General features: G+C 69.5%; 18 protein-coding genes. 13 read left to right on the plus strand and 5 right to left on the minus strand.

What is annotated here, in order from left to right:
* Nucleotides 1-124: 124 nt before the first annotated feature.
* Nucleotides 125-1,477 carry a tetratricopeptide repeat protein gene (locus OHN74_RS35285; protein ID WP_327698624.1) on the minus strand — a complete coding sequence of 451 codons (1,353 nt, stop codon included), beginning with the start codon at nt 1,475-1,477 and terminating at the stop codon, nt 125-127.
* 169 nt (nt 1,478-1,646) lie between these two features.
* Between OHN74_RS35285 and OHN74_RS35290 the strand changes: the two genes are divergently transcribed.
* Both OHN74_RS35290 and OHN74_RS35295 read left to right on the plus strand, forming a co-directional pair.
* On the plus strand, nt 1,647-2,216 hold the full coding sequence (locus OHN74_RS35290) for an ATP-binding protein (protein ID WP_327698625.1): 570 nt from the start codon (nt 1,647-1,649) through the stop codon (nt 2,214-2,216).
* Between the two features lie 318 nt (nt 2,217-2,534).
* Complete coding sequence (locus tag OHN74_RS35295; protein ID WP_327698626.1) at nt 2,535-2,825, plus strand: hypothetical protein; 291 nt, start codon at nt 2,535-2,537, stop codon at nt 2,823-2,825.
* Nucleotides 2,826-3,232: 407 nt separating this feature from the next.
* Here OHN74_RS35295 and OHN74_RS35300 read toward each other — a convergent pair whose 3' ends face one another.
* Nucleotides 3,233-4,012 (minus strand): GntR family transcriptional regulator, encoded by a 780-nt coding sequence (locus OHN74_RS35300; RefSeq protein ID WP_327698627.1) that lies wholly within the window; start codon nt 4,010-4,012, stop codon nt 3,233-3,235.
* A gap of 164 nt (nt 4,013-4,176) precedes the next feature.
* Between OHN74_RS35300 and OHN74_RS35305 the strand changes: the two genes are divergently transcribed.
* The 4 genes from OHN74_RS35305 (at nt 4,177) to OHN74_RS35320 (ending at nt 7,676) form a co-directional block, all read left to right on the plus strand.
* Nucleotides 4,177-4,518: an SCO3933 family regulatory protein gene (locus OHN74_RS35305; RefSeq protein ID WP_327698628.1), complete on the plus strand. Its 342-nt coding sequence runs from the start codon at nt 4,177-4,179 to the stop codon at nt 4,516-4,518.
* Nucleotides 4,515-5,819 carry an FtsK/SpoIIIE domain-containing protein gene (locus OHN74_RS35310; RefSeq protein WP_327698629.1) on the plus strand — a complete coding sequence of 435 codons (1,305 nt, stop codon included), beginning with the start codon at nt 4,515-4,517 and terminating at the stop codon, nt 5,817-5,819. The genes OHN74_RS35305 and OHN74_RS35310 overlap by 4 nt, the downstream gene beginning before the upstream one ends.
* The gene (locus tag OHN74_RS35315; protein ID WP_086747616.1) at nt 5,816-6,013 is read left to right on the plus strand and encodes a hypothetical protein; all 198 of its coding nucleotides are present in this window, start codon (nt 5,816-5,818) and stop codon (nt 6,011-6,013) included. The genes OHN74_RS35310 and OHN74_RS35315 overlap by 4 nt, the downstream gene beginning before the upstream one ends.
* 304 nt (nt 6,014-6,317) lie before the next feature.
* On the plus strand, nt 6,318-7,676 hold the full coding sequence (locus OHN74_RS35320; protein ID WP_327700384.1) for a replication initiator: 1,359 nt from the start codon (nt 6,318-6,320) through the stop codon (nt 7,674-7,676).
* Between the two features lie 189 nt (nt 7,677-7,865).
* Here OHN74_RS35320 and OHN74_RS35325 read toward each other — a convergent pair whose 3' ends face one another.
* Complete coding sequence (locus OHN74_RS35325) at nt 7,866-9,515, minus strand: recombinase family protein (protein WP_327698630.1); 1,650 nt, start codon at nt 9,513-9,515, stop codon at nt 7,866-7,868.
* Nucleotides 9,516-9,701: 186 nt separating this feature from the next.
* On the opposite strand from OHN74_RS35325, the gene OHN74_RS35330 reads away from it, so the two are divergent.
* Nucleotides 9,702-9,908, plus strand: coding sequence for a DUF2191 domain-containing protein (locus OHN74_RS35330; protein ID WP_164415741.1), 207 nt, complete (start codon nt 9,702-9,704; stop codon nt 9,906-9,908).
* Nucleotides 9,909-9,929: 21 nt separating this feature from the next.
* Here the strand turns inward: OHN74_RS35330 and OHN74_RS35335 are convergent, their stop codons facing one another.
* Complete coding sequence (locus OHN74_RS35335; protein ID WP_327698631.1) at nt 9,930-10,421, minus strand: NUDIX hydrolase; 492 nt, start codon at nt 10,419-10,421, stop codon at nt 9,930-9,932.
* A gap of 454 nt (nt 10,422-10,875) precedes the next feature.
* Here OHN74_RS35335 and OHN74_RS35340 point away from each other — a divergent pair, with 454 nt between their 5' ends.
* Nucleotides 10,876-11,994, plus strand: coding sequence for a glycerate kinase (locus OHN74_RS35340; RefSeq protein ID WP_327700385.1), 1,119 nt, complete (start codon nt 10,876-10,878; stop codon nt 11,992-11,994).
* Between the two features lie 22 nt (nt 11,995-12,016).
* On the opposite strand, the gene OHN74_RS35345 is transcribed toward OHN74_RS35340, so the two are convergent.
* Nucleotides 12,017-13,252 (minus strand): PucR family transcriptional regulator, encoded by a 1,236-nt coding sequence (locus tag OHN74_RS35345; protein WP_327698632.1) that lies wholly within the window; start codon nt 13,250-13,252, stop codon nt 12,017-12,019.
* Nucleotides 13,253-13,448: 196 nt separating this feature from the next.
* Between OHN74_RS35345 and OHN74_RS35350 the strand changes: the two genes are divergently transcribed.
* From OHN74_RS35350 to OHN74_RS35370, 5 genes are read left to right on the plus strand one after another with little or no spacing between them, the layout of a single operon-like run.
* Nucleotides 13,449-14,315 carry an ABC transporter ATP-binding protein gene (locus tag OHN74_RS35350; protein WP_327698633.1) on the plus strand — a complete coding sequence of 289 codons (867 nt, stop codon included), beginning with the start codon at nt 13,449-13,451 and terminating at the stop codon, nt 14,313-14,315.
* Between the two features lie 51 nt (nt 14,316-14,366).
* Entirely contained in the window at nt 14,367-15,137 is a 771-nt protein-coding gene (locus tag OHN74_RS35355; protein ID WP_327698634.1) for an ABC transporter ATP-binding protein, read from the plus strand.
* On the plus strand, nt 15,134-16,024 hold the full coding sequence (locus tag OHN74_RS35360) for a branched-chain amino acid ABC transporter permease (RefSeq protein WP_327698635.1): 891 nt from the start codon (nt 15,134-15,136) through the stop codon (nt 16,022-16,024). The genes OHN74_RS35355 and OHN74_RS35360 overlap by 4 nt, the downstream gene beginning before the upstream one ends.
* Complete coding sequence (locus OHN74_RS35365; protein WP_327698636.1) at nt 16,017-17,126, plus strand: branched-chain amino acid ABC transporter permease; 1,110 nt, start codon at nt 16,017-16,019, stop codon at nt 17,124-17,126. The genes OHN74_RS35360 and OHN74_RS35365 overlap by 8 nt, the downstream gene beginning before the upstream one ends.
* Nucleotides 17,123-18,391, plus strand: coding sequence for an ABC transporter substrate-binding protein (locus OHN74_RS35370; RefSeq protein WP_327698637.1), 1,269 nt, complete (start codon nt 17,123-17,125; stop codon nt 18,389-18,391). Before OHN74_RS35365 ends, OHN74_RS35370 begins: the two co-directional genes overlap by 4 nt.
* Nucleotides 18,392-18,405 lie beyond the last annotated feature (14 nt).

Raw genomic sequence — 18,405 nt, forward strand, 5'->3', positions numbered from 1 at the left:
GCGGATGATGCTTGGCCGCTGCTGACCCCTGGGGCCATCTGTGAAACGATCCGCTTCACGCGATCTGTATGGATTTTCGCCTAGTCGTCACTACAGACCGAGACGAACAGAGAGGTGGTCAAAGTCAGAAAGGAAACTCGATCTTGGATGTGCCTCGCTTGATGGTTATGACTTGCTCGTGAAAATCGCGTGTCGCGCCTTCCCGCGGATATCGGGAACGGAGCTCACTGTCCAACTCATCAGCGACTAGAAGTAGGGATGGCAAAGATTTCCGGTTGGTTTGGAGAGCTGTCTTTCCCATGTCGATAGCTTCTTCGATGTCACCGGTGCGAGCGGCGGCGACCCCGAGAGTGAGGCGGGCTTCTGCTGCGCGCATTGGGGAGATCTCGGTGCCGTCCGGGCCCGTACTGATGTGGATGACTGATCGGGCGTGGGTGGCGGCGCGTTCGTCGTCTCCGAGGAGGCGGTAGGCGTCCATCTCGTAGAAGTCCCACTTGTCCGGGTCGATTATGAAGTGGTGCTCGGGGTGATCCGGACGGGGTAGCCGGTCCAGGCGGGCGCGTCCGGCGTCCAAGGAGTCGCGGACCAGACGGGCGTCTCCCATGCGTGCGGCGGCGCGGGCCTTGTGGGCGTACAATTGCACGCCGACGGAGTGTGTTTGGTCGGCGATGTGCCCGGCTTCTACGGCTTCGAGCATGTCTTGCCAGCGGCTTTGGGTGAGGGCGAACCATGCCTCGATCTCGAACGCCCATGCCTTGATCTCGCCGTGGCCGGCTTCGTCGCCGATGCGCAGGGCGGCGGCCTTGCTGAGGTTGGCGGCTTCGCGCTGGCCTCGGTCGTACTGCACGCATGCGTTCAACAGGAAGAGCCAGCCTGCGTCAACGAGGAGTTCCCGGTGCTGGCGCAGGGTCATCCGGCCTTCGAGCTGCTTGGTGACGTACTGCAAGCCGTTACGTGTGCGCTCGTGCAGGTAATCGGCATCTGCATACGGGTAGGCCCGGGCCAGTTGGTCAATGCCCTGTTCGATCGACTCCAGGGCGGCGCTGTTGATGCTGGACATCTCCGTGCGCCGTAGTAGTTCGGCGATGTCCCAGAGTCCTGCACCACCCTCTGTGATCAAGGTGCTCGGGTCCTGCGGCACAGCGATGCTGGCGCTTCGTGCCAGCTCCCACGGACGTGGGGCGAGTCCTGCCAGGGGGCCGGGGATGCGTAGCCCGTCCACCACTTCGAGGATCTTGCGGTGCTGGGTGATCCGTGGGCGTACGCCCTTACCGTCGGTCTCCGGCCGGGCCATGAGGCCGATGTGCTCGCGCTTGTAGCCGACGGCTTCGGCGATCTTGGCGTAGCTGATCTTGCCGTGCAGTCGGGCGAGTCTGAAGACTTCGCCGAAGTCGTGGTTGGCGACTGCCGACCGTACGTCCGCGCGTTCCAGCACGTGCGGCGGCAGGGCTGCCGGTGTGGGTGCTGCTTCGGTCATCTCACTTCCCCATCGTGATTGACCAGATGTGTCTTCTCTCGTCTCGCGAGTGTACCCACGAGGGGGGTCCCCAAGAGGGGGGAGCGACAGCCGGTACAGGGGATGCATCCTCGGTCCACCCCGCCGGGAGAGTCTCGGCGGACGTGACCGGAGACGGTGACTTTGTGTCATGACCGCGAAGCAAGCTCGAAAGCGTGAGCACGTGGCGAGTGAGCTGGACGCGTTCGCTCACTGGTTCATCTCGCCGAATCTGTCCGACGGTGGGCGCTACCTGACGCTCACGCTCTTCGCCGAATTCGGCAACACCGCGCGCCTCGCGCGTGACATGACGGGTGCGTTCCTTCAGAGCACCGGGGCCCATGACGTCGTGGATGATGCCCGGCTGATCGTGTCGGAGCTGGTCGGGAACGTGATCAACCACGCTGTGCCGGAACGCTGCTTTTCCAGGCCCGGCGGAGTTCGTCGTATCGACGTGGCGTTCAAGCTGTGGCCGAAGTGGCTGTTCATCGGCGTCACCGATGAGGACTCGTCTCCGCCGTTGCTCCCGTTGGGTGAGCCGTTCTCCCCGGAACTCGCGGGTGAACTGTCTGAGGCTGTGCTGCCTGACAGCGGGCGGGGGCTGCTGATCGTTCAGCGGCTGGCCACCTCGGTCTGGTGGACGCCGGAAGACAAGGGCGGAAAGACCGTATGGGCCCGCCTCGACCTTGCCGACGGTGCCGGGGGCAAGCCGTTGTGGTGATCTTCGGGCCGTCACGTCCTCGTTGCTCTCTCGGGAGCGGGTGACGGTCCGGGGGCTGGAGGGTCATCCCTCCGGCGTACGGGGCGCGGCCTCTTGGCTTGGGCCATCGGGTTCCCCACCCGAGTAGCAAGGGGCCGCGCTTCACAACCGAAAACGCAAGACCGGACCACCCCCGCGCCTGGAAGCAACTGGGGTGGTCCGGAAGGGAGTACTGCGACCCCCGGTGCCTGATGGTACCGGGGTCGTTGTGCTGTGCATCCGCCCTGGACCAAAGAGAGTTGACGATCTGTTATTTGGACCAGGACAGAGGTGGACACAATGACTGGCGCTGGCGAGAACTGGCTGAGCGACGGCATCGACGACTCCGGTGCGAACTTCGGGCTCTGGGTGCCCGGTGTCGACTACGTGGCGGCGTGGCGGGTCGCGCGCGAGTCTGCCGACTGCTTAAACCGGGCGTTCCTCGGTGCTGGGTTCGAGCTGTCGGAGGTGCGGGCCGTTGCCTCGACCAATGAGGACGGGCGCGGCGTGGTCCGCGTGACGGGCTGGCCCGACGCGGTGGAGCGGCTTGCTTGGCTCCTGGAGTCGCACCCTGGCTTCGGTGCGGCATGAGGCGTGTTCCCGCTGGTGAGTGGTGCGGGTGGGCACGTCGCCGGCCGCAGAGACTTCGGGCGGGAGCTGCCATGGGGCGAGTGAACAGGGGGCCTTACGCTCGCCAGCGGATCGGGCAGGCCTTGGAGCTGCCCGCAATAGCCCGATCGGCCCCCTGTTCTTCGAGGCTCGCCCCATGGTGGCTGCCTAAAGTCTCGGAGGCCGTCGACCCCCAGCCCACCACACCCCGGCCCACCATGGCCGGTCGACGACTCAACTCCCCTGGCGTGCTGCGGTGTGGGGCGCGTGGCGCCTGGACGGGATCGGCGGCCACGCCGCACGCCCGGCCGGGGCGGCCGGGCGCCCCGGCGCGCCGCAGGCGCGCCCTTGAGGAAGTGAAGGCTGTTTCGACCGATCGCCGTTGGCACTCAGGCGCGGGAGCGTCGTGCGGGCTGTTTGTCGGCGGTGATCCGGTAGGCGAGTTCGGCACGGTCCGCCCCGGTGCGCAGCTCTTCAAGGATCAGTGGGCGGCCGTCGGCGGCGTGCGTGACGCGTGCCAGGTGCAGGACCGGGGTCGCATCCGGCAGGCGGAGCGTGGTGCGTTCGTCGGGCAGCGGCATGCGGGCGCGGACCGTCTCGGACCACGTCAGTTTGTGCCCGTCCTGGGTGAGCAGTCCGTAGATCTCGGCCGGGCGTGTGGACGGCTCCTTGGCGAGCAACGGGATGGCCTCGGCGGTCGTGAAGGGGATCAGCGTGCGGTGCATGGCGCGTGTTCCGGAGCTGGGGTCGATCAGGAGACGGTCGCATCCGAACAGGGCTTCTTCCGCTCCGAGTTGGAGGAGTCGGCCGGTGTCTGTCGTGGTGCGGGTGCGGTAGGTGCTCGGTTGTTCGGCCTCGTCCCAGACGTCGCCGCCTGGCATCGTGAACGTGCCCTCGGTGGTGCGGGTGATGCGGCGTTCGAGGGTGAGGGCGGGCTGTCCACTGGTGCGGACGTAGCTGCCTTTGCCGTGGCGGACGTCGATGAGGCCTTCCGCTCGCAGGGCCGCGATGGCGTTGCGGACGGTGGGGCGGGATACGCCGTAGCGGGCCATGAGTTGGGCTTCGGACGGCAGCAGGGCATCGGGCGCGAACTCGCTCGAGAGGATGGCTTCCCGGATGGCGGCGGCCACCTGTTGGTAGAGGGCTCCGGGGCGCTGGATCTCCGACATGGCGGCATCTCCGGGTTCAGGTCGTAGTCACGTCGCACGCGCGACATCACTCGTCAGCATAAGTATTTGCCTCCTCGCCGTACAGAGCTTCATAGTCTTCACTCGTAAGGACAAGTGATGTCTGAATATGTCAGGCGTCCCCAATCGGCCAGGAGGCCACAGACATGCAGTCCATTCCCGTGGACACCGGGCGGCTCGGCGTACTGCGCTGCGCCATCGCCCCCGAAGCGAAGATCAGCAACCAGGAGACACAGGAGATCAAGAAGGACCGGGACGGCAACCCCGTCTACACCGTCGCCGTCACCGTCCGGCAGGACCGGCGGCGCATCTCCGTCATCGAGATCGCCGTCACCGGCGAACCCAAAGGCATCGAAGAAGGCATGATCCTCAAGGTCACCGGGCTGACCGCGTTCATGTGGGCGATGGGCGACCGGCACGGCGTCAGCTTCCGCGCCGACGCCATCACCCCCATCACCGGCGCCTTAAAGGCCGGTGGTGCGTCATGACCAGCATCGTCACCCTCACCCTCGGGCTGGCCGTCCTCATCTGGGTGCTCGGCGGCGGCGACCTGTTGCGGCGTCACCGTCCCGTCTGGCACTGGTACCTCGCCGGATACCCGGCCGCTGCGTGGCGGGTGGTGTTCACCTGGCGCAAGGTGGCCGTACTCACAGACCTTGCCGTGTCCTGTCGTCCGTCGCGCGGGCTGCTCGGTGACCTGGTCGTCAAGGGCGATCCGCTACGGCCGGTGGCACCGAAGATCTCGTTCCCCCGTCCGACGCGTGCCGGACTGACCGTGATCGTGCGGCTGCACGCGGGCCAGACCCCGGCCATGTATCTCAAGGCGGCTGATGCCCTGGTGCATGCGTGGAAGGTCCACGCGGTGCGGGTGACCTCCCCGGAACGGGGGTTGGCGCTGCTGACGGCGACGGCCACTGATCCGCTGCAACGCCCTGGCCTGGCTACTGCTCCGGTTGCGCTGCTCTCGGCACTGATCGGGGTGTTGGAGAGCGGGGGCGCGTGGGTGATGGATCTCTTGGTGGTGCCGCACTGGCTGATCGCCGGGGCCACCCGGTCGGGTAAGTCCACTCTGCTGGCCCGGCTGATCACCCAACTCGCCCCGCAACACGTCGCCCTGGTCGGTATCGACTGCAAGGGCGGCATGGAACTCGGCCTGTTCACCGAGCGGCTCAGCGCACTGGCCACGAGCCGCCGTGAGGCGGTCGCGGTGCTCGCCGCGCTGGTGGTCGACATGCAAGATCGGATCAGCGTCTGCCGGACGGCCGGGGCCCGCTCCATCTGGGAACTACCCGTCAGGTTCCGGCCGGTACCGGTCGTCGTGATCGTCGACGAGATCGCGGAACTGTACCTGTCCGACGGCAGACGCGAGAGCAAAGCAGAGGCCGAGCAGTGCTCCACCCTCCTGCTGCGTCTGGCGCAACTCGGTGCCGCCCTCGGCATCCACCTGGTGGTCGCCGGGCAACGCGTCGGCTCCGATCTCGGCCCCGGAGTCACCGCCCTGCGGGCCCAACTCGGTGGACGGATCTGCCACCGGGTCAACGACCCCGGCACCGCCGAAATGATCCTCGGCGACCTCAACAAGGACGCCGTGGCCATCGCTCAGCAGATCACCGCTCAGGAACAGGGCGTGGCCGTGTGCACCGATCCGGACGGCGGCTGGAGTCGCGCCCGCTCCCACCTCACCCCCACCCAAGAGGCCGTCGCGGTCACCTGTAAGCACGCGGGCCTGGTGCCCGAACTGCCCACCGTCACCCGCGCGCTCGCCGCCCTCGAAGGAGACTCCCAATGATCAGCACAGGTGCCGCCGTGTCCCTCGTCGTGGTCTTCGGGATCATCACCTTCCTCCTCGTCCGCTCCCGCGACGTCCGCGCCTGGGAAGCGGTCTGTATCGCCCTGTTTGGCCTCTACCTCGGCCAGACCCCCGTCAGCCTCACCATCAACGGCTTCGTCACCTGGGTCCTCAGCGGCTTCTCCCACTTCTAGACAGCACAGGAAGGGACGTACGGCTATGCCTATGCGCCGCGTGAGGTGCACCGTCTGCAAGGGCGACGGAGCACGCAAGACCTGGACCGGACGACTGCGCCGCTGCCGCGTCTGCCGGGGCACCGGAACCATCCGCTGAACCCACCACCCGCCCGACCACGCCAGGAGTGATCCCCATGACCCACACCGCGCCATCCGCCCCCATCCGTGCCGCTGCGGCGGCTCACCCCGGAAGGTCACCACCATCACCCCGGAACACATCACCCCGGCTGACAGGCGCGCCGTCCTCGACCGCGCGGCGCGCCTGCGCCAACTCTCCGAAACAGACCGAGACGCACTCCGCATCGCCCAACACCCCCAGTTCGCGCGCTGGTTGGAGCAGATCACCGCTTCCGGCGGCTGCGCCCACCCTGTTCACCTGTCAGGGTCGACCACGACTCTGGATACGGCAACGGGCGAGATCCTCCGCCACTACGACACCCGCACCGAACCCGGCGAACGGCTCTCCGTCCGCTGCCGCAACCGGCGGGCGAGTGTCTGCGCCCCCTGCTCCCGACTCCACGCGGGCGACACCTACCACCTCGTCCGCGCGGGCCTGATCGGCGGCAAGAACATCCCCGCCACGGTCCGCAACCGTCCCCGGCTCTTCGTCACTCTGACCGCGCCTTCGTTCGGGCCGGTCCATCGTGCCGGGAACGAGCGTTGCCGACCGCGCCGCGACGGCGGAACCTGCGAACACGGGCGCCCCCTCGGCTGCGGCGCCGCCCACGCCCTGGACGCTCCGGTCGTCGGCCAACCGCTGTGTGGCGACTGCTACGACTACACCGCCCACGTGCTGTGGCACGCGCACGCCTCCAAGCTGTGGGACCGGTTCATCATCGACGTCCGGCGGCGTCTCGCCTCCTCCGTCGGCCTCGTACAGTCCCGCTTCGCGGATCACGCCCGGCTGTCCTTCGCCCGCGTCGCCGAATACCAGAAGCGGGCGGCCGTCCACGTGCATGCCGTGGTCCGCCTGGACGGTCGGAACGGATCCAGCGACGAACCCCCGGCCTGGGGCACTGCTCAACTGCTCATCGACGCCGTACGCGCCTCCGCCGGTCGGGTCCTGATCCACACTCCCTACAGCCCGGCCGTGGGCGAGCTGGCCTTGCGCTGGGGCGTCCAGGTCGACGCCCGGCAACTGCACACCGACGGCGACGGACCCGACGACGACGCCGTGGCCGCGTACGTGGCTAAGTACGTCAGCAAAGGCGCGAGCGAGACAGGCGCCGGCACCGACCACACCGTCACTACCTGGGACGACATCGACGCCGCACCCGTCAGCGAGCACGTGCGCACCCTCATGCGCACCTGCTGGCGCCTCGGCGGCCTCCCCGAATACGAGCCGCTCCGCCTCCGCGCCTGGACTCACACCCTCGGCTATCGCGGCCACATCCTCACCAAGTCCCGCGCCTACTCGACGACATACGCGGCCCTCCGCGCCGAACGCGCCCACCACGTCGGCCACACCGACGACATCCCCGACAGGGTCACCGAACGGAACTGGCGCTACGTCGGCTCCGGCCACACCCCCGGCGCCGCCCTCATCGCCGCCGGAATCGCCGAGGACCTCGCTCAATCCCGAGAAGAGCGACGGGCCGCGCTCGGTGAGGAGCGCCGCTGACAGTCAGACGTGAAAGCGCTGAAGCGGCCGGGTGGGAGTGGGCCCGAGAGCACGCCCGCAAGGCTCCGAAGTGGTCGGATGCACGTTGGCGACAGATGAACGCGATTCTTGGTCTGGAAGTGAAAACGACTCGGGCCCGTTCCGGCAAACGGCTGCCGTGACGGGCCCGGTGAGCTGGTGCCGAGACGATCAGTCTTCTTCTCGATAGATGGGCGTGAGCCTGTTCCAGACAGGACCTCTGGGCCTGACAGCGGGACTGACCAGTACGGTCAACAGCGTCTTCTCCACGTACCCATGCCGCTCGATGAAGTCAAGGTCATCCCACACGCGACGCAAGTCGACCGGCTCCCCCTTGACGCGCAGCGCACGGCGACGCCACTCGTTCCGCTCCCTGACCAGTCGGCGTTCCGATGCCTCGGCCTTCGCGAGGAACGCGAAGTAGCGTTCTTTGCTGACCGTCCGCTGTTCCCGTTGCTCGGTCCAGTCGGCGATGTCTTCCCTGATCCGGGCAAGCTCCTCCTCGCCGTTCCACTCCTCGGGAACCGCCGTGGCTGCTCGCTCCTGAGCCTCTTCCTCGTACTTGGTGATCACGAGCATCTTGAGTGCCTCGTCTGTGTCCGGGCCCGAGATCCGGATCCCACCGCATCCGTATCCGCTCCGCTTGTCGGGGCACGCGTAGTCGAAGAACCCTTCCGGCTTGTTCCTGCTCGCAGGGGCCTTCTGGGCACGCAAGCGGCTCCCGCACCCGTTCTTGTCGCATCGAAGGATGCCTGTCCCCAGGTATTTCCGGGCGTTGTACGAGTCGCCGGGTTCGGGGTTGCGGCCGATTGCCTCTGTGACGGCTTCCCAGTCGGCTACCGAGATGATCGCGGTCCACTGGCCTCTGACTGGTTCTCCATCTTCATCGAGGACGGCCTCGACCCTGACACTCTCGGTTCCCGTCTCCGGATTGAATTCCTGGACCTTCTTTGACCGATAGCCGCAGATTCGAGGGTTCCGGAGTACCTGTTTCACAGTCTCCTTGCTCCACGTGTTGCCGAGCGTCGTGGTGATGCCCTGCTTGTTCCAGTCGGCTGCGATCGCCCTGGGGGACGCCCCGGTGATGATGCGCTCAACCGCCCTGCGGATCGCGGCGGCCTCCTTGGGCTCCAGCGTCCGCTTGTCGTCCTGGTAACCGAAGGGGCGTGTGCTGCCGGTGGGTATGCCTGCCTGCTGCATCGCTCGGTGCTTGCGACGAACACGACGCGCTGTGTCGGCACTCGACTTGTTGGCCACCGTCACCAACAGGCGTGCAACCGTGCGGCCGTTGTCGGTGAGGAGATCTAGTGTGCCGGTGATATCGATGATCGGGCGGCGGAAGTTCTCCACGACTTCGATCGCGTCCTCAAGGTGCCGGTTGTCGCGCGTCAGACGATCAATGTCGTAGACGATCAACCCGTCCAGACGTTCGCCGTCCGGCGCCATCCCGCGCTTGAGGTCGGCCAACGCCCCTTCGAACACGGGGCGTATCACGCGGTAGGAGACTGTCCCGTCCGGCTGCCGCACCCTCTTGCGCTTCCACGCCGACGTGTCGGGTTCCTCGTACGTGTAGACGTACCGGCCCCCGCGACTCTCGACGAACCGACGGGCGTCTTTCTCCTGCTCCTCCCGGCTCTTGATGTCCCGGCCGGTAGCTGGACGCCACTTCTCGCCGTTGCTGGCAGGGTGATCCTGCTTCCTGCCTGGAGCCGTCGCGGACAGCTCCTCGTCGTCAGCTTCCAGGGACAGCCGGACCAGTACTGCCCAGTTCTGTCCTTCCAGATCACCCCAGTGCGCTCGCTGTACTAAGTCATCGGTCATGGCGCGACGTTACTTCCGCCGATGCTCTGTTCGGTCGAGATACCGGCGCCGCTGAGCACGGCGACGAGGGGCTTGGTCATGTTGCCGAGCGTAGGTCCCGGAGTTCGGGGCGGCGACCGGTTAACGGCCGGGGGACCGTCACCCGTAGCCGCCGTACGAACAGGCGCCCGGTGTTAGGGTCCGCCCATGGCAGCCAAGGTCTCCGTCTCGCTCGACGCCGAACTCGTCGTCGAGGTCATGGTGCTGGCGGGTGTCGGGAACCCCCAGGACGCCGTCGAACTCGTCGTCCGGGACTACATCGCGCGCGGCCACCGCACGGAGGCCCGGGTCGCCGAGCGCGACGACGCGCGGCGGGCGGGGGACGATGTGAAGCCGCCGGACGTCCAGGGCTGACACCGCGTCCCGGGGTACTCGTCAGGCCACCCGGCTGCCGTTCTCCAGCTCCGCCGTTCCCGCGCCCTCCGCCAGGACGTCGAGGGCGTGCAGGACCCGGCGGCCCAGGGAGCCCTGGAGGTACTCGGAGAGATCCTCGCGGGGTACCAGCCGCCACGACAGCAGCTCCTCCTCCTGCAAGGTGATCGACTTGAGTTCGTCCTCGCCGAGGACGCCACCGTCGTACAGGTACGCCACCAGCGGCGGGTGGCCCGCGATGTGGACCCAGTCGACGGCCAGCAGGCGGCCGAGTTCCCGGTCGAGGCCGATCTCCTCAAGGGTCTCCCGGCGCGCGCCCTGGCGCGGCGTCTCCCCGTCGTCCGACTCGATGGTGCCGCCCGGAAGGGCCCAGCCCTCACGGTAGTTGGGCTCGACGAGCAGGATCCGGCCGTCGGCGTCACGGAAGAGCGCGGCGGCGCCGGCCAGCACACGGGGCAGGCCGGCGATGTACGTGGCGAAGTCTTGAATGGTCACAAGGGAAGCGTAACCAGGGGAAAGGCAGCAAATGGGGGCTGTTGGGTTCGGAGCTGTTGCCGCTGGAGTGCGTTCAAGCGCGTTCTGGCGAGCGGGAGTGAGCGTGCGGGGTCCGTGACGTGTCGCGCGCCTCGGCTGGGGGGCTGGTTCTCGGTGGGGAACTGGCGTTCATGCATCGAATGCGTGACCTTCACGGGCGGTGCTCGTGTCCCATGGCGACGGGATCTTGAGGTGGAGCCGGGCAGGGGGTGGCGGGGTGGGTGAGCTGAGGAGCATCGCGCGGCCACGGATGCCCCGGCTGTGAGCGGCCGGGAAGGCATGACGGGGCGGGTCTCCTGCGGTTAAGGTCGCAGCGGCGCGACTGCCCTGACGTGTACGGGGCCGAGAGCAAGGGGAAAACAGGGTGGCGGACGCTGCGGTTACGGCGAGGGTGACAGGTGTGCGGACGGCTCGGGTGCTGATCGCCGCCGACAAGTTCAAGGGATCGCTGACGGCCGTGGAGGTCGCCGAGCGGGTGACCGCCGGGCTGCGCAGGGCCGCCCCCGGTGTCGAGGTCGAGTCGCTGCCCGTGGCCGACGGCGGCGACGGGACCGTGGCCGCCGCGGTCGCCGCCGGATTCGAACGGCACGAGGTACGGGTCGCGGGACCGCTCGGGCACGAGGTGACGGCCGCGTTCGCGCTGCGCGGCGACACCGCCGTGGTGGAGATGGCGGAGGCGAGCGGACTCCAGCGGCTGCCCGCGGGCGTCTTCGCGCCGCTCACGGCATCGACGTACGGCTCCGGCGAACTGCTGCGGGCCGCCCTGGACGCGGGCGCGCGCACGATCGTCTTCGGGGTCGGCGGCAGCGCCACCAACGACGGAGGCGCGGGCATGCTGTCCGCGCTCGGCGCGCGCTTCCTGGACGCCGACGGCGAGCCCGTACCGCCCGGCGGCGGTGGGCTGGACGGACTCGTCACCGCCGACCTCTCGGGCCTCGACACCCGCTTCGCGGACGTCGACCTCGTGCTGGCCAGCGACGTGGACAACCCGCTGACCGGGCCGACGGGCGCACCCGCGGTGTACGGCCCGCAGAAGGGCGCGTCGCCGGACGACGTGGCCGCCCTGGACGAGTCCCTCGCGCACTACGCCAAGGTCCTGGAGACGGCGATCGGCGCGAAGGCCGCCCAGTACGCCGCAGCGCCGGGTGCGGGCGCCGCCGGCGGCATCGGCTACGGCGCGCTGGTCCTCGGTGCCCGGTTCAGGCCCGGCATCGAGGTCATGCTCGACGTCCTCGGCTTCGCCTCCGCCCTGGACCGCGCCACACTGGTGATCACCGGCGAGGGCTCCCTCGACGAGCAGACCCTGCACGGCAAGGCCCCGGCCGGTGTCGCCGCTGCGGCCCGGGCCCAGGGCCGCGAGGTCGTCGCGGTCTGCGGGCGCCTCGCCCTACGTCCGGAGGCACTGGGCCGGGCCGGCATCCGACGCGCGTACCCACTGACGGAGATCGAGCCGGACATCGCCAAGTGCGTCTCCGACGCCGGGCCGCTCCTGGAGCGGGTCGCGGAGAACATCGGACGGGACTTCCTGGTCTGAGGTCCGCAGGACACCGACCGCGTCACTGGGCGAGCCGCGGGGCCTCCTCCTGCGCGCCCGGCGGTCCCGACAACCGGTACGCGTCCAGCGCCAGCGTCATCTCGATCAGATCGCGCGGTCTGGCCAGCGACCGGGACGTCAGCTGTTCCAGCCGCCGCAGCCGGTTGAACACCGTGTTGCGGTGGCAGTACAGCCGCCCCGCCGCCCGCCCCGCCGACCCCTCGCAGGCCAGCCACACGTCCAACGTCTCCAGCAGGACCTCCCGGTCGGCCGGTTCCAGCCCGGCCAGGGGGCCGAAGACGGCCGAGACAAGCCGGTTCGCGAGTTCCGGCTGGCTCACCACCAGCGCCGTCGGCATCCGCTGATCCAGCCTTACGACCTCACTCGCGTCCGGCGGGCAGGTACGCAACGCCAGTTCCGCCAGCCGCCTGGCCCGCCCCAGCTCGGTCAGCCCCGGTACGACGGGACTGATCCCGCCCGCCCCCGAGCACCGCCCGCTCAGCGCCTGCGCCACCGCGTCGAGCCCCTGGTCGGGCCCCAGCAGCACCACGCCCACCTCCCGGTCGGCACGCATCCGCCACACGAACCGGTACCCGGCGCCCCGTAACGGCCGGTGGAAGGCCTCCCGGGGGTCCCGCCGCTCCACCCGCAGCACCACCACCGCGTACGCGCCCCGCTCCGGCAGATCGAGCCCCGCCGCGGCCCGGGCGGCCAGTCCCGGCGACTCCTGGCCGTCGAGCAGGGCGTCCAGTAACGCCTGCAACTGCTCGTCCGTACGCCGCCGCAACTCCATCTCGGTCGCCCGGTAGGCCTCCGACGCCGTCGCCGCCTGTGCGTCGATCGCCGACCACACCAGGGTCGCCGACCGCATCAGCACGCCGAGCCGTTCCGGTTCCTGGCCGCCCGCGCCGTCGAGCAGCGCGTCCCAGACCAGATAGCCGGCACTCCGGTAGGCATGCACCAGCAGCTCCAGCGGCAGCCCCTGCTGGGCGCGGCGCCGGCCCGCGTCCTCCGCGTACTCGAGGTCGCGGCGCGGGGAGCCGCGGGGTGCGGAGATCGTCCCGATGCCGATCCGCATGGCCTCCTCGGCCTCCCGCCACTGCTGGTCGGGCGGGAGGACCTGGCCGTAGACGGGGGAGTGCTCCGACAGCTGCCGCACATGTTCGTCCACCAGCTCCGGCACCCGTTCCAGCAGTGCAGCGCAGGACTCGGCGAGCACCTGCCAGTCATGACCCGTACGCCTTCTGCGCGGTCCCATGAGCGGAGGATGCCACCGTCCGCGCCGTTGCGGCAGGCCCCTGACACGCAGCGTTGTGCACGCGCACAACGGGTGGCGGGCTCCTCTGGTCACCGGACACGTTTCGGCGGATTTTCGTTCGCGACCCGTGGACGGACGCCCGCCCCGGTGCTGGGCTGTGCGCCACACCGGACGGGTGTGCGGGAGGAGCGACGCCATGGGCGGTGGAACAAGGGGATCTCCGGGTGGCTCCCCGGGCGGGTCGTCGCGCGGTTCTTCGGGCGGCGCGGATCTCGTCGTACGGGATCTGTCGGTCGGGTACGGGCCGGTGCGCGCCCTTCGGCAGGTGTCGCTGGAGGTGCCCGAGGCGGCCGTCGTGACAGTGCTGGGCGGCAACGGTGCCGGCAAGTCCACGCTGCTGCGGGCCATCAGCCGCACCCTCTCCTTCCAGGGCGGAGCGACGACCGGCGGCTCCGTCACGCTCGGCGGACGCCGGATCGACGGGCTCGCCCCCGACCGGGTGGTGGCCGCCGGGGTGTCCCAAGTGCCGGAAGGGCGAAGGGTGTTCGCCCGGATGACCGTCGCCGACAATCTGCGTGCCGGAGCCCTCGGCGCGAGCGGCGGACGCGTGGAACGAGCCGCCGCGCTGCGCCGCGTCCACGAACTGTTCCCCGTCCTCTCCGACCGCGCCCAGCAGCGGGCCGGGCTGCTGTCGGGCGGCGAGCAGCAGATGCTGGCCGTCGCGCGTGCCCTGATGGCCGCCCCCAAGGTCCTGCTCCTCGACGAACCGTCACTCGGCCTGGCCCCGCTGATGGCCGCGCGCATCGCCGACACCGTGCGCGAGATCAACGCCCAGGGAACCTCCGTCCTGCTCGTCGAACAGAACGCGGCCCTGGCTCTCCGGCTGGCCACCCAGGCATACGTCCTGGAGGTCGGCGAGGTCACTCTCTCCGGCCCCTGCGCAGAACTCGCCGCCTCCGACGAGGTACGGCGGCGCTATCTGGGCGTGGTGGACGAGGACGCGGCGGCGGATGTACCCGGGTTGACGCCATCAGCGTCGAGGTTGAGCAGATGGGAGGGTTGATCCACATTGACCAGAGTTGATGGACCGACGTCCACCATTGACGCCCATGGCGTGCCCTCCCTCAACGTTGATCACCTCACAGTGCGCTTCGCCGGCCTGGTCGCTCTCGACGACGTCACCTTCACGGTCCGCCCCGGCACCGTCCATGCCCTGATCGGCCCCAACGGCGCGGGCAAGTCCACCTGCTTCAACGTGCTGTCCGGTGTCTACCGGGCCACCTCCGGCAGCGTCCGCTTCGGCGAGCACGAGCTGACCGGCATGCCTCCGCACCGCATCGCCGGCCTCGGTGTCGCCCGGATCTTCCAGAACCTCGCCCTGCCACCCCACGCCACCGTCGAGGACAGCCTGCTGCTCGGCCGCCACCGGCTGACCAGGACCGGCTTCGTCGCTGCCGGACTCCGGCTGCCGTCGGCGGCGCACGAGGAACGCAGGCACCGCGCGCGCGTGCGGGAGATCGCCGAGTTCGTCGGTCTGGAGGAGTACCTGGGACGCCCGGCCGGCTCCCTGCCCTACGGGCAGCAGAAGCTCGCGGAACTCGCCCGGGCCCTGTGCATGGAGCCACGGCTGCTGCTCCTCGACGAACCGGTGGCCGGGATGACCGCCGACGAACGGCGCAGGGTCGCGGCCGTCATCGCCGGGGTCCGCGACAGCCTCGGTATCTCGATCGTCCTGGTGGAGCACGACATGGGGGTGGTGATGAGACTCGCGGACACGGTCACGGTCCTGGACTTCGGGCGACTGATCGCGGACGGGACCCCGGCGGACGTACAGAACGACCCGGAGGTCGTACGGGCCTATCTCGGCGAGGAGGCCACGCCATGAGCACCTTCGCCGAACTGCTCCTCAACGGCATCTCCATGGGCAGCGTCTACGCGCTCATCGCCCTCGGATTCGTCGTGATCTTCCGGGCCACGGAGGTCGTCAACTTCGCGCACGCCTCACTGCTGCTCGCCGGCGGCTACGTCACCGCCTCCCTCCACGACGACATCGGCTTCTGGCCCGCGCTGCTCACGGGCATCGCCGGTGCCGCACTCGTCGGCGCGGCCGTGGAGTTCCTGGTGATGCGCCGCGCCCGGGGCGGCGACCACAGCGTGCTGGCCATCGTCACCATCGGCGTCGACATCCTGCTGACCACCGAACTCACCAGGCGCCTCGGTACGGACGTCCTCGCGCTCGGCGACCCGTGGGGCGACGCCGTCCTCACCCTCGGCCCGATCTCGCTCGCGCACACCCGGATCGCCGCCTTCGTCGCCGCGGCCCTCCTCATCACGGCCTTCCTGCTCGCCTTCCGGTACACCAGCTGGGGCGTGGCGATGCGTGCGGCGGCCGAGAGCCCGGAGACGGCCGCCCTGATGGGCGTCCGGCTGGGCCGGGTCTCGCTCGGCGCCTGGGCCGTCGCGGGCGGACTCGCGGCCGTCGCCGCCCTCTTCCTCACCGTCTTCCCGACGCCGGGCCTGGAACGGGCCACCTCCCTCGCCGCGCTCAAGGCCTTCCCGGCCGCCATCCTCGGCGGCCTCGACTCCACGACCGGCGCCCTCGTGGGCGGCCTGGTGGTCGGTGTCACCGAATCCCTCGCCACCGGCTACCAGAGCGACCTGGCCTTCATGGGCCGCGGCCTCGGCGATCTCGCGCCCTATCTGGTCATGGTCGTGATCCTGCTCGTCCGGCCCGCCGGGCTCTTCGGCACGAAGGAGCCCGCCCGTGTCTGACGTCCTCACCGCCCCGGCCGAGCGCCGCCGCGCACTCCGCCGGCCGCACGCGCGTACGTACACGGCCGTCGCGGGCACCCTCCTGCTCCTCGCCCTCCCGTTCTACCTGGACCGTTTCTGGCTCCAGGCCGGCCTGTTCGCCATGGCCGCCGCGATCGGCGCCATCGGCATCAACCTCCTCACCGGCGCCACCGGCCAGCTCTCCATGGGCCATGCCTTCTTCCTCGCGGTCGGCGCCTACAGCTACTGCGTGTTCGCCGGGGACGAAAGCGGGGGAGCCGACGGGCTGACCGGGCTCGGGCTGCCGACCTGGCTCGCGGTCGTGCTGGCCACGCTGGTGGCGGGCGGCGCGGGCGGCCTGTTCAGCCCGATCGCCGGGCGTCTGCGCGGCCCCTACCTCGGTATCGCCACCATCGCCCTGATCTTCATCGGCCAGCACGTCCTGTTCAACGCCCGCGACCTCACCGGTGGCTTCAACGGCCGTGACGTGCCGCCGCTGAGCCTCTTCGGCCTCACCTTCGACGACCGTGAACTCCTCGTCGCGAACGTGCCGTTCGGCTCCGCCGAGAAGCTCTGGTACGCCGGACTCGTCCTTCTGCTCGGGGGCGCCCTCTTCGCCCGCGGCGTCCTGCGCGGGCGTCCCGGGCGGGCCATGAACGCCATCCGCGACCACCGCATCGCCGCCGGGGTGATCGGCGTGCCCGTGGCCCGCTACCGGGCCGGCGTCTTCGTCCTGTCCTCAATGTACGCGGGGCTGGCCGGCGTCCTGCTCGCCCTCGTCTTCCAGCGGACCGTGCCCGACTACTTCGGCATCACGCTCTCGCTGGAGTACCTCGCCATGATCGTCATCGGCGGGCTCGGGTCGGTCTCCGGGGCCGTGGTCGGCGCGGCCTTCGTCTCGCTGCTGCCGCAGCTGCTGACCCGCTACAGCGACGCCCTGCCCCTGGTCTCCGCCCCGGGCACGGGCGGGATCGCACCGGGCGAGGCGTCCCGGTACCTGTACGGCGCCGCCATCGTGGCGGTGGTGCTCTTCCTGCCGGGTGGGCTGGTCAGGGTGGCCGCCCGGCGCCGCGTCAAACGCAATCCAGGGGAGGAACGATGACCATGAGATACGCGGCCCGAGCCGCAGCGGGCGCGCTCGCCGTGCTGCTCACAGTGGCCGGGTGCAGCTCCAAGGCCAAGGACGACGGGGGCGACAAGGGCACGGCCTCGGCGGGCGGCGTCAAGACCGACGTGGGCGTGTCCGCCAAGACGATCACGGTCGGCGCACTCACGGACATGACCGGGGTCTACGCGACCCTCGGCAAGAGCGTCACCCAGGCCCAGCAGCTGTACGTGAAGCAGCTGAACGCCGCCGGAGGCGTCTGCGGCCGCCAGGTGGCCCTGACGGTCCGCGACCACGGCTACGACCCGCAGAAGGCCGTCTCGGGCTACACGGAGCTGGCACCGAAGGTGCTGGGCTTCGCCCAGTTCATCGGCTCGCCGTTCGTCGCGGCCGTGAAACAGCGCATCGACGGCCAGGACAAGGTCCTGGTGCTGCCACAGGCGTGGGCGGCCTCGCTGCTCGGCAGTCCGTACATACGCGTGATCGGATCGACGTACGACATCGAGACGATCAATGCGATCGACTTCCTGATCAATGAGAAGGGGATCAAGAAGGGCGACAAGATCGGCCATGTCTACTTCGAGGGGGACTACGGGGAGAGTGCCCTGGCGGGTGCCAAGTACATGGCGGAGAAGTCGGGGCTGACGATCGTCGAGCAGAAGATCAAGCCGACCGACAACGACATGACCGCCCAGGTCTCCGCGTTGAAACAGGCGGGCGTCAAGGCGATCGTGATCAGCGCCGGACCGCGCCAGGCCGCCTCGCTGGTCGGTGTGGCCGCGGCCGGCGGCTTCGGTGTCCCGGTCATCGGCAACAACTCGGCCTTCGCCCCGCAGCTCCTGGCCACCCAGGCGGGCCCGGCCCTGTCCGCGAACTACTGGGTCGCCTCACCGTCCCTGCCCATCGGGGCGGACACCCCGCAGGCGCAGAAACTCGTGGCCGACTACCGGGCCGCGTACCCGAGCGACTCTCTGGACAACGGCGTGGTGGCCGGCTGGACGGCGGCCTCCGTCTTCGGCGAGGCCCTGAAGAAGGCATGCGCGAGCAAGGACCTCACCCGCGAGGGCGTGGACAAGGCCCTGCTGACGATCAACGCGTTCGACGTCGGTTTCGGCAGCCCGCAGGACTTCACCGACCCGAAGTCCCCCTCCTCCAAGGAGAGCGTGATCCTCCAGCCCGACAAGAGCGCGACAGGAGGCATGAAGGTCGTACGGGAGTCCGAGGCGTCGTCCGTCGCGGAGGGCTACTCGCCGGGCGCCTGAGTCCGAGGAAGCCC

This window comes from Streptomyces sp. NBC_00459, assembly GCF_036013955.1.
In the GTDB taxonomy this organism is placed as follows: domain Bacteria; phylum Actinomycetota; class Actinomycetes; order Streptomycetales; family Streptomycetaceae; genus Streptomyces.

Bases quoted from the DNA above. Each gene is read 5' to 3' on its own strand.
- OHN74_RS35345 (WP_327698632.1), bottom strand. From the start codon at position 13,252: ATGGGACCGCGCAGAAGGCGTACGGGTCATGACTGGCAGGTGCTCGCC.
- OHN74_RS35370 (WP_327698637.1), top strand. From the start codon at position 17,123: ATGACCATGAGATACGCGGCCCGAGCCGCAGCGGGCGCGCTCGCCGTG.
- OHN74_RS35360 (WP_327698635.1), top strand. From the start codon at position 15,134: ATGAGCACCTTCGCCGAACTGCTCCTCAACGGCATCTCCATGGGCAGC.
- OHN74_RS35305 (WP_327698628.1), top strand. From the start codon at position 4,177: ATGCAGTCCATTCCCGTGGACACCGGGCGGCTCGGCGTACTGCGCTGC.
- OHN74_RS35330 (WP_164415741.1), top strand. From the start codon at position 9,702: ATGGCAGCCAAGGTCTCCGTCTCGCTCGACGCCGAACTCGTCGTCGAG.
- OHN74_RS35295 (WP_327698626.1), top strand. From the start codon at position 2,535: ATGACTGGCGCTGGCGAGAACTGGCTGAGCGACGGCATCGACGACTCC.
- OHN74_RS35300 (WP_327698627.1), bottom strand. From the start codon at position 4,012: ATGTCGGAGATCCAGCGCCCCGGAGCCCTCTACCAACAGGTGGCCGCC.
- OHN74_RS35285 (WP_327698624.1), bottom strand. From the start codon at position 1,477: ATGACCGAAGCAGCACCCACACCGGCAGCCCTGCCGCCGCACGTGCTG.
- OHN74_RS35310 (WP_327698629.1), top strand. From the start codon at position 4,515: ATGACCAGCATCGTCACCCTCACCCTCGGGCTGGCCGTCCTCATCTGG.
- OHN74_RS35315 (WP_086747616.1), top strand. From the start codon at position 5,816: ATGATCAGCACAGGTGCCGCCGTGTCCCTCGTCGTGGTCTTCGGGATC.
- OHN74_RS35325 (WP_327698630.1), bottom strand. From the start codon at position 9,515: ATGACCGATGACTTAGTACAGCGAGCGCACTGGGGTGATCTGGAAGGA.
- OHN74_RS35290 (WP_327698625.1), top strand. From the start codon at position 1,647: ATGACCGCGAAGCAAGCTCGAAAGCGTGAGCACGTGGCGAGTGAGCTG.
- OHN74_RS35350 (WP_327698633.1), top strand. From the start codon at position 13,449: ATGGGCGGTGGAACAAGGGGATCTCCGGGTGGCTCCCCGGGCGGGTCG.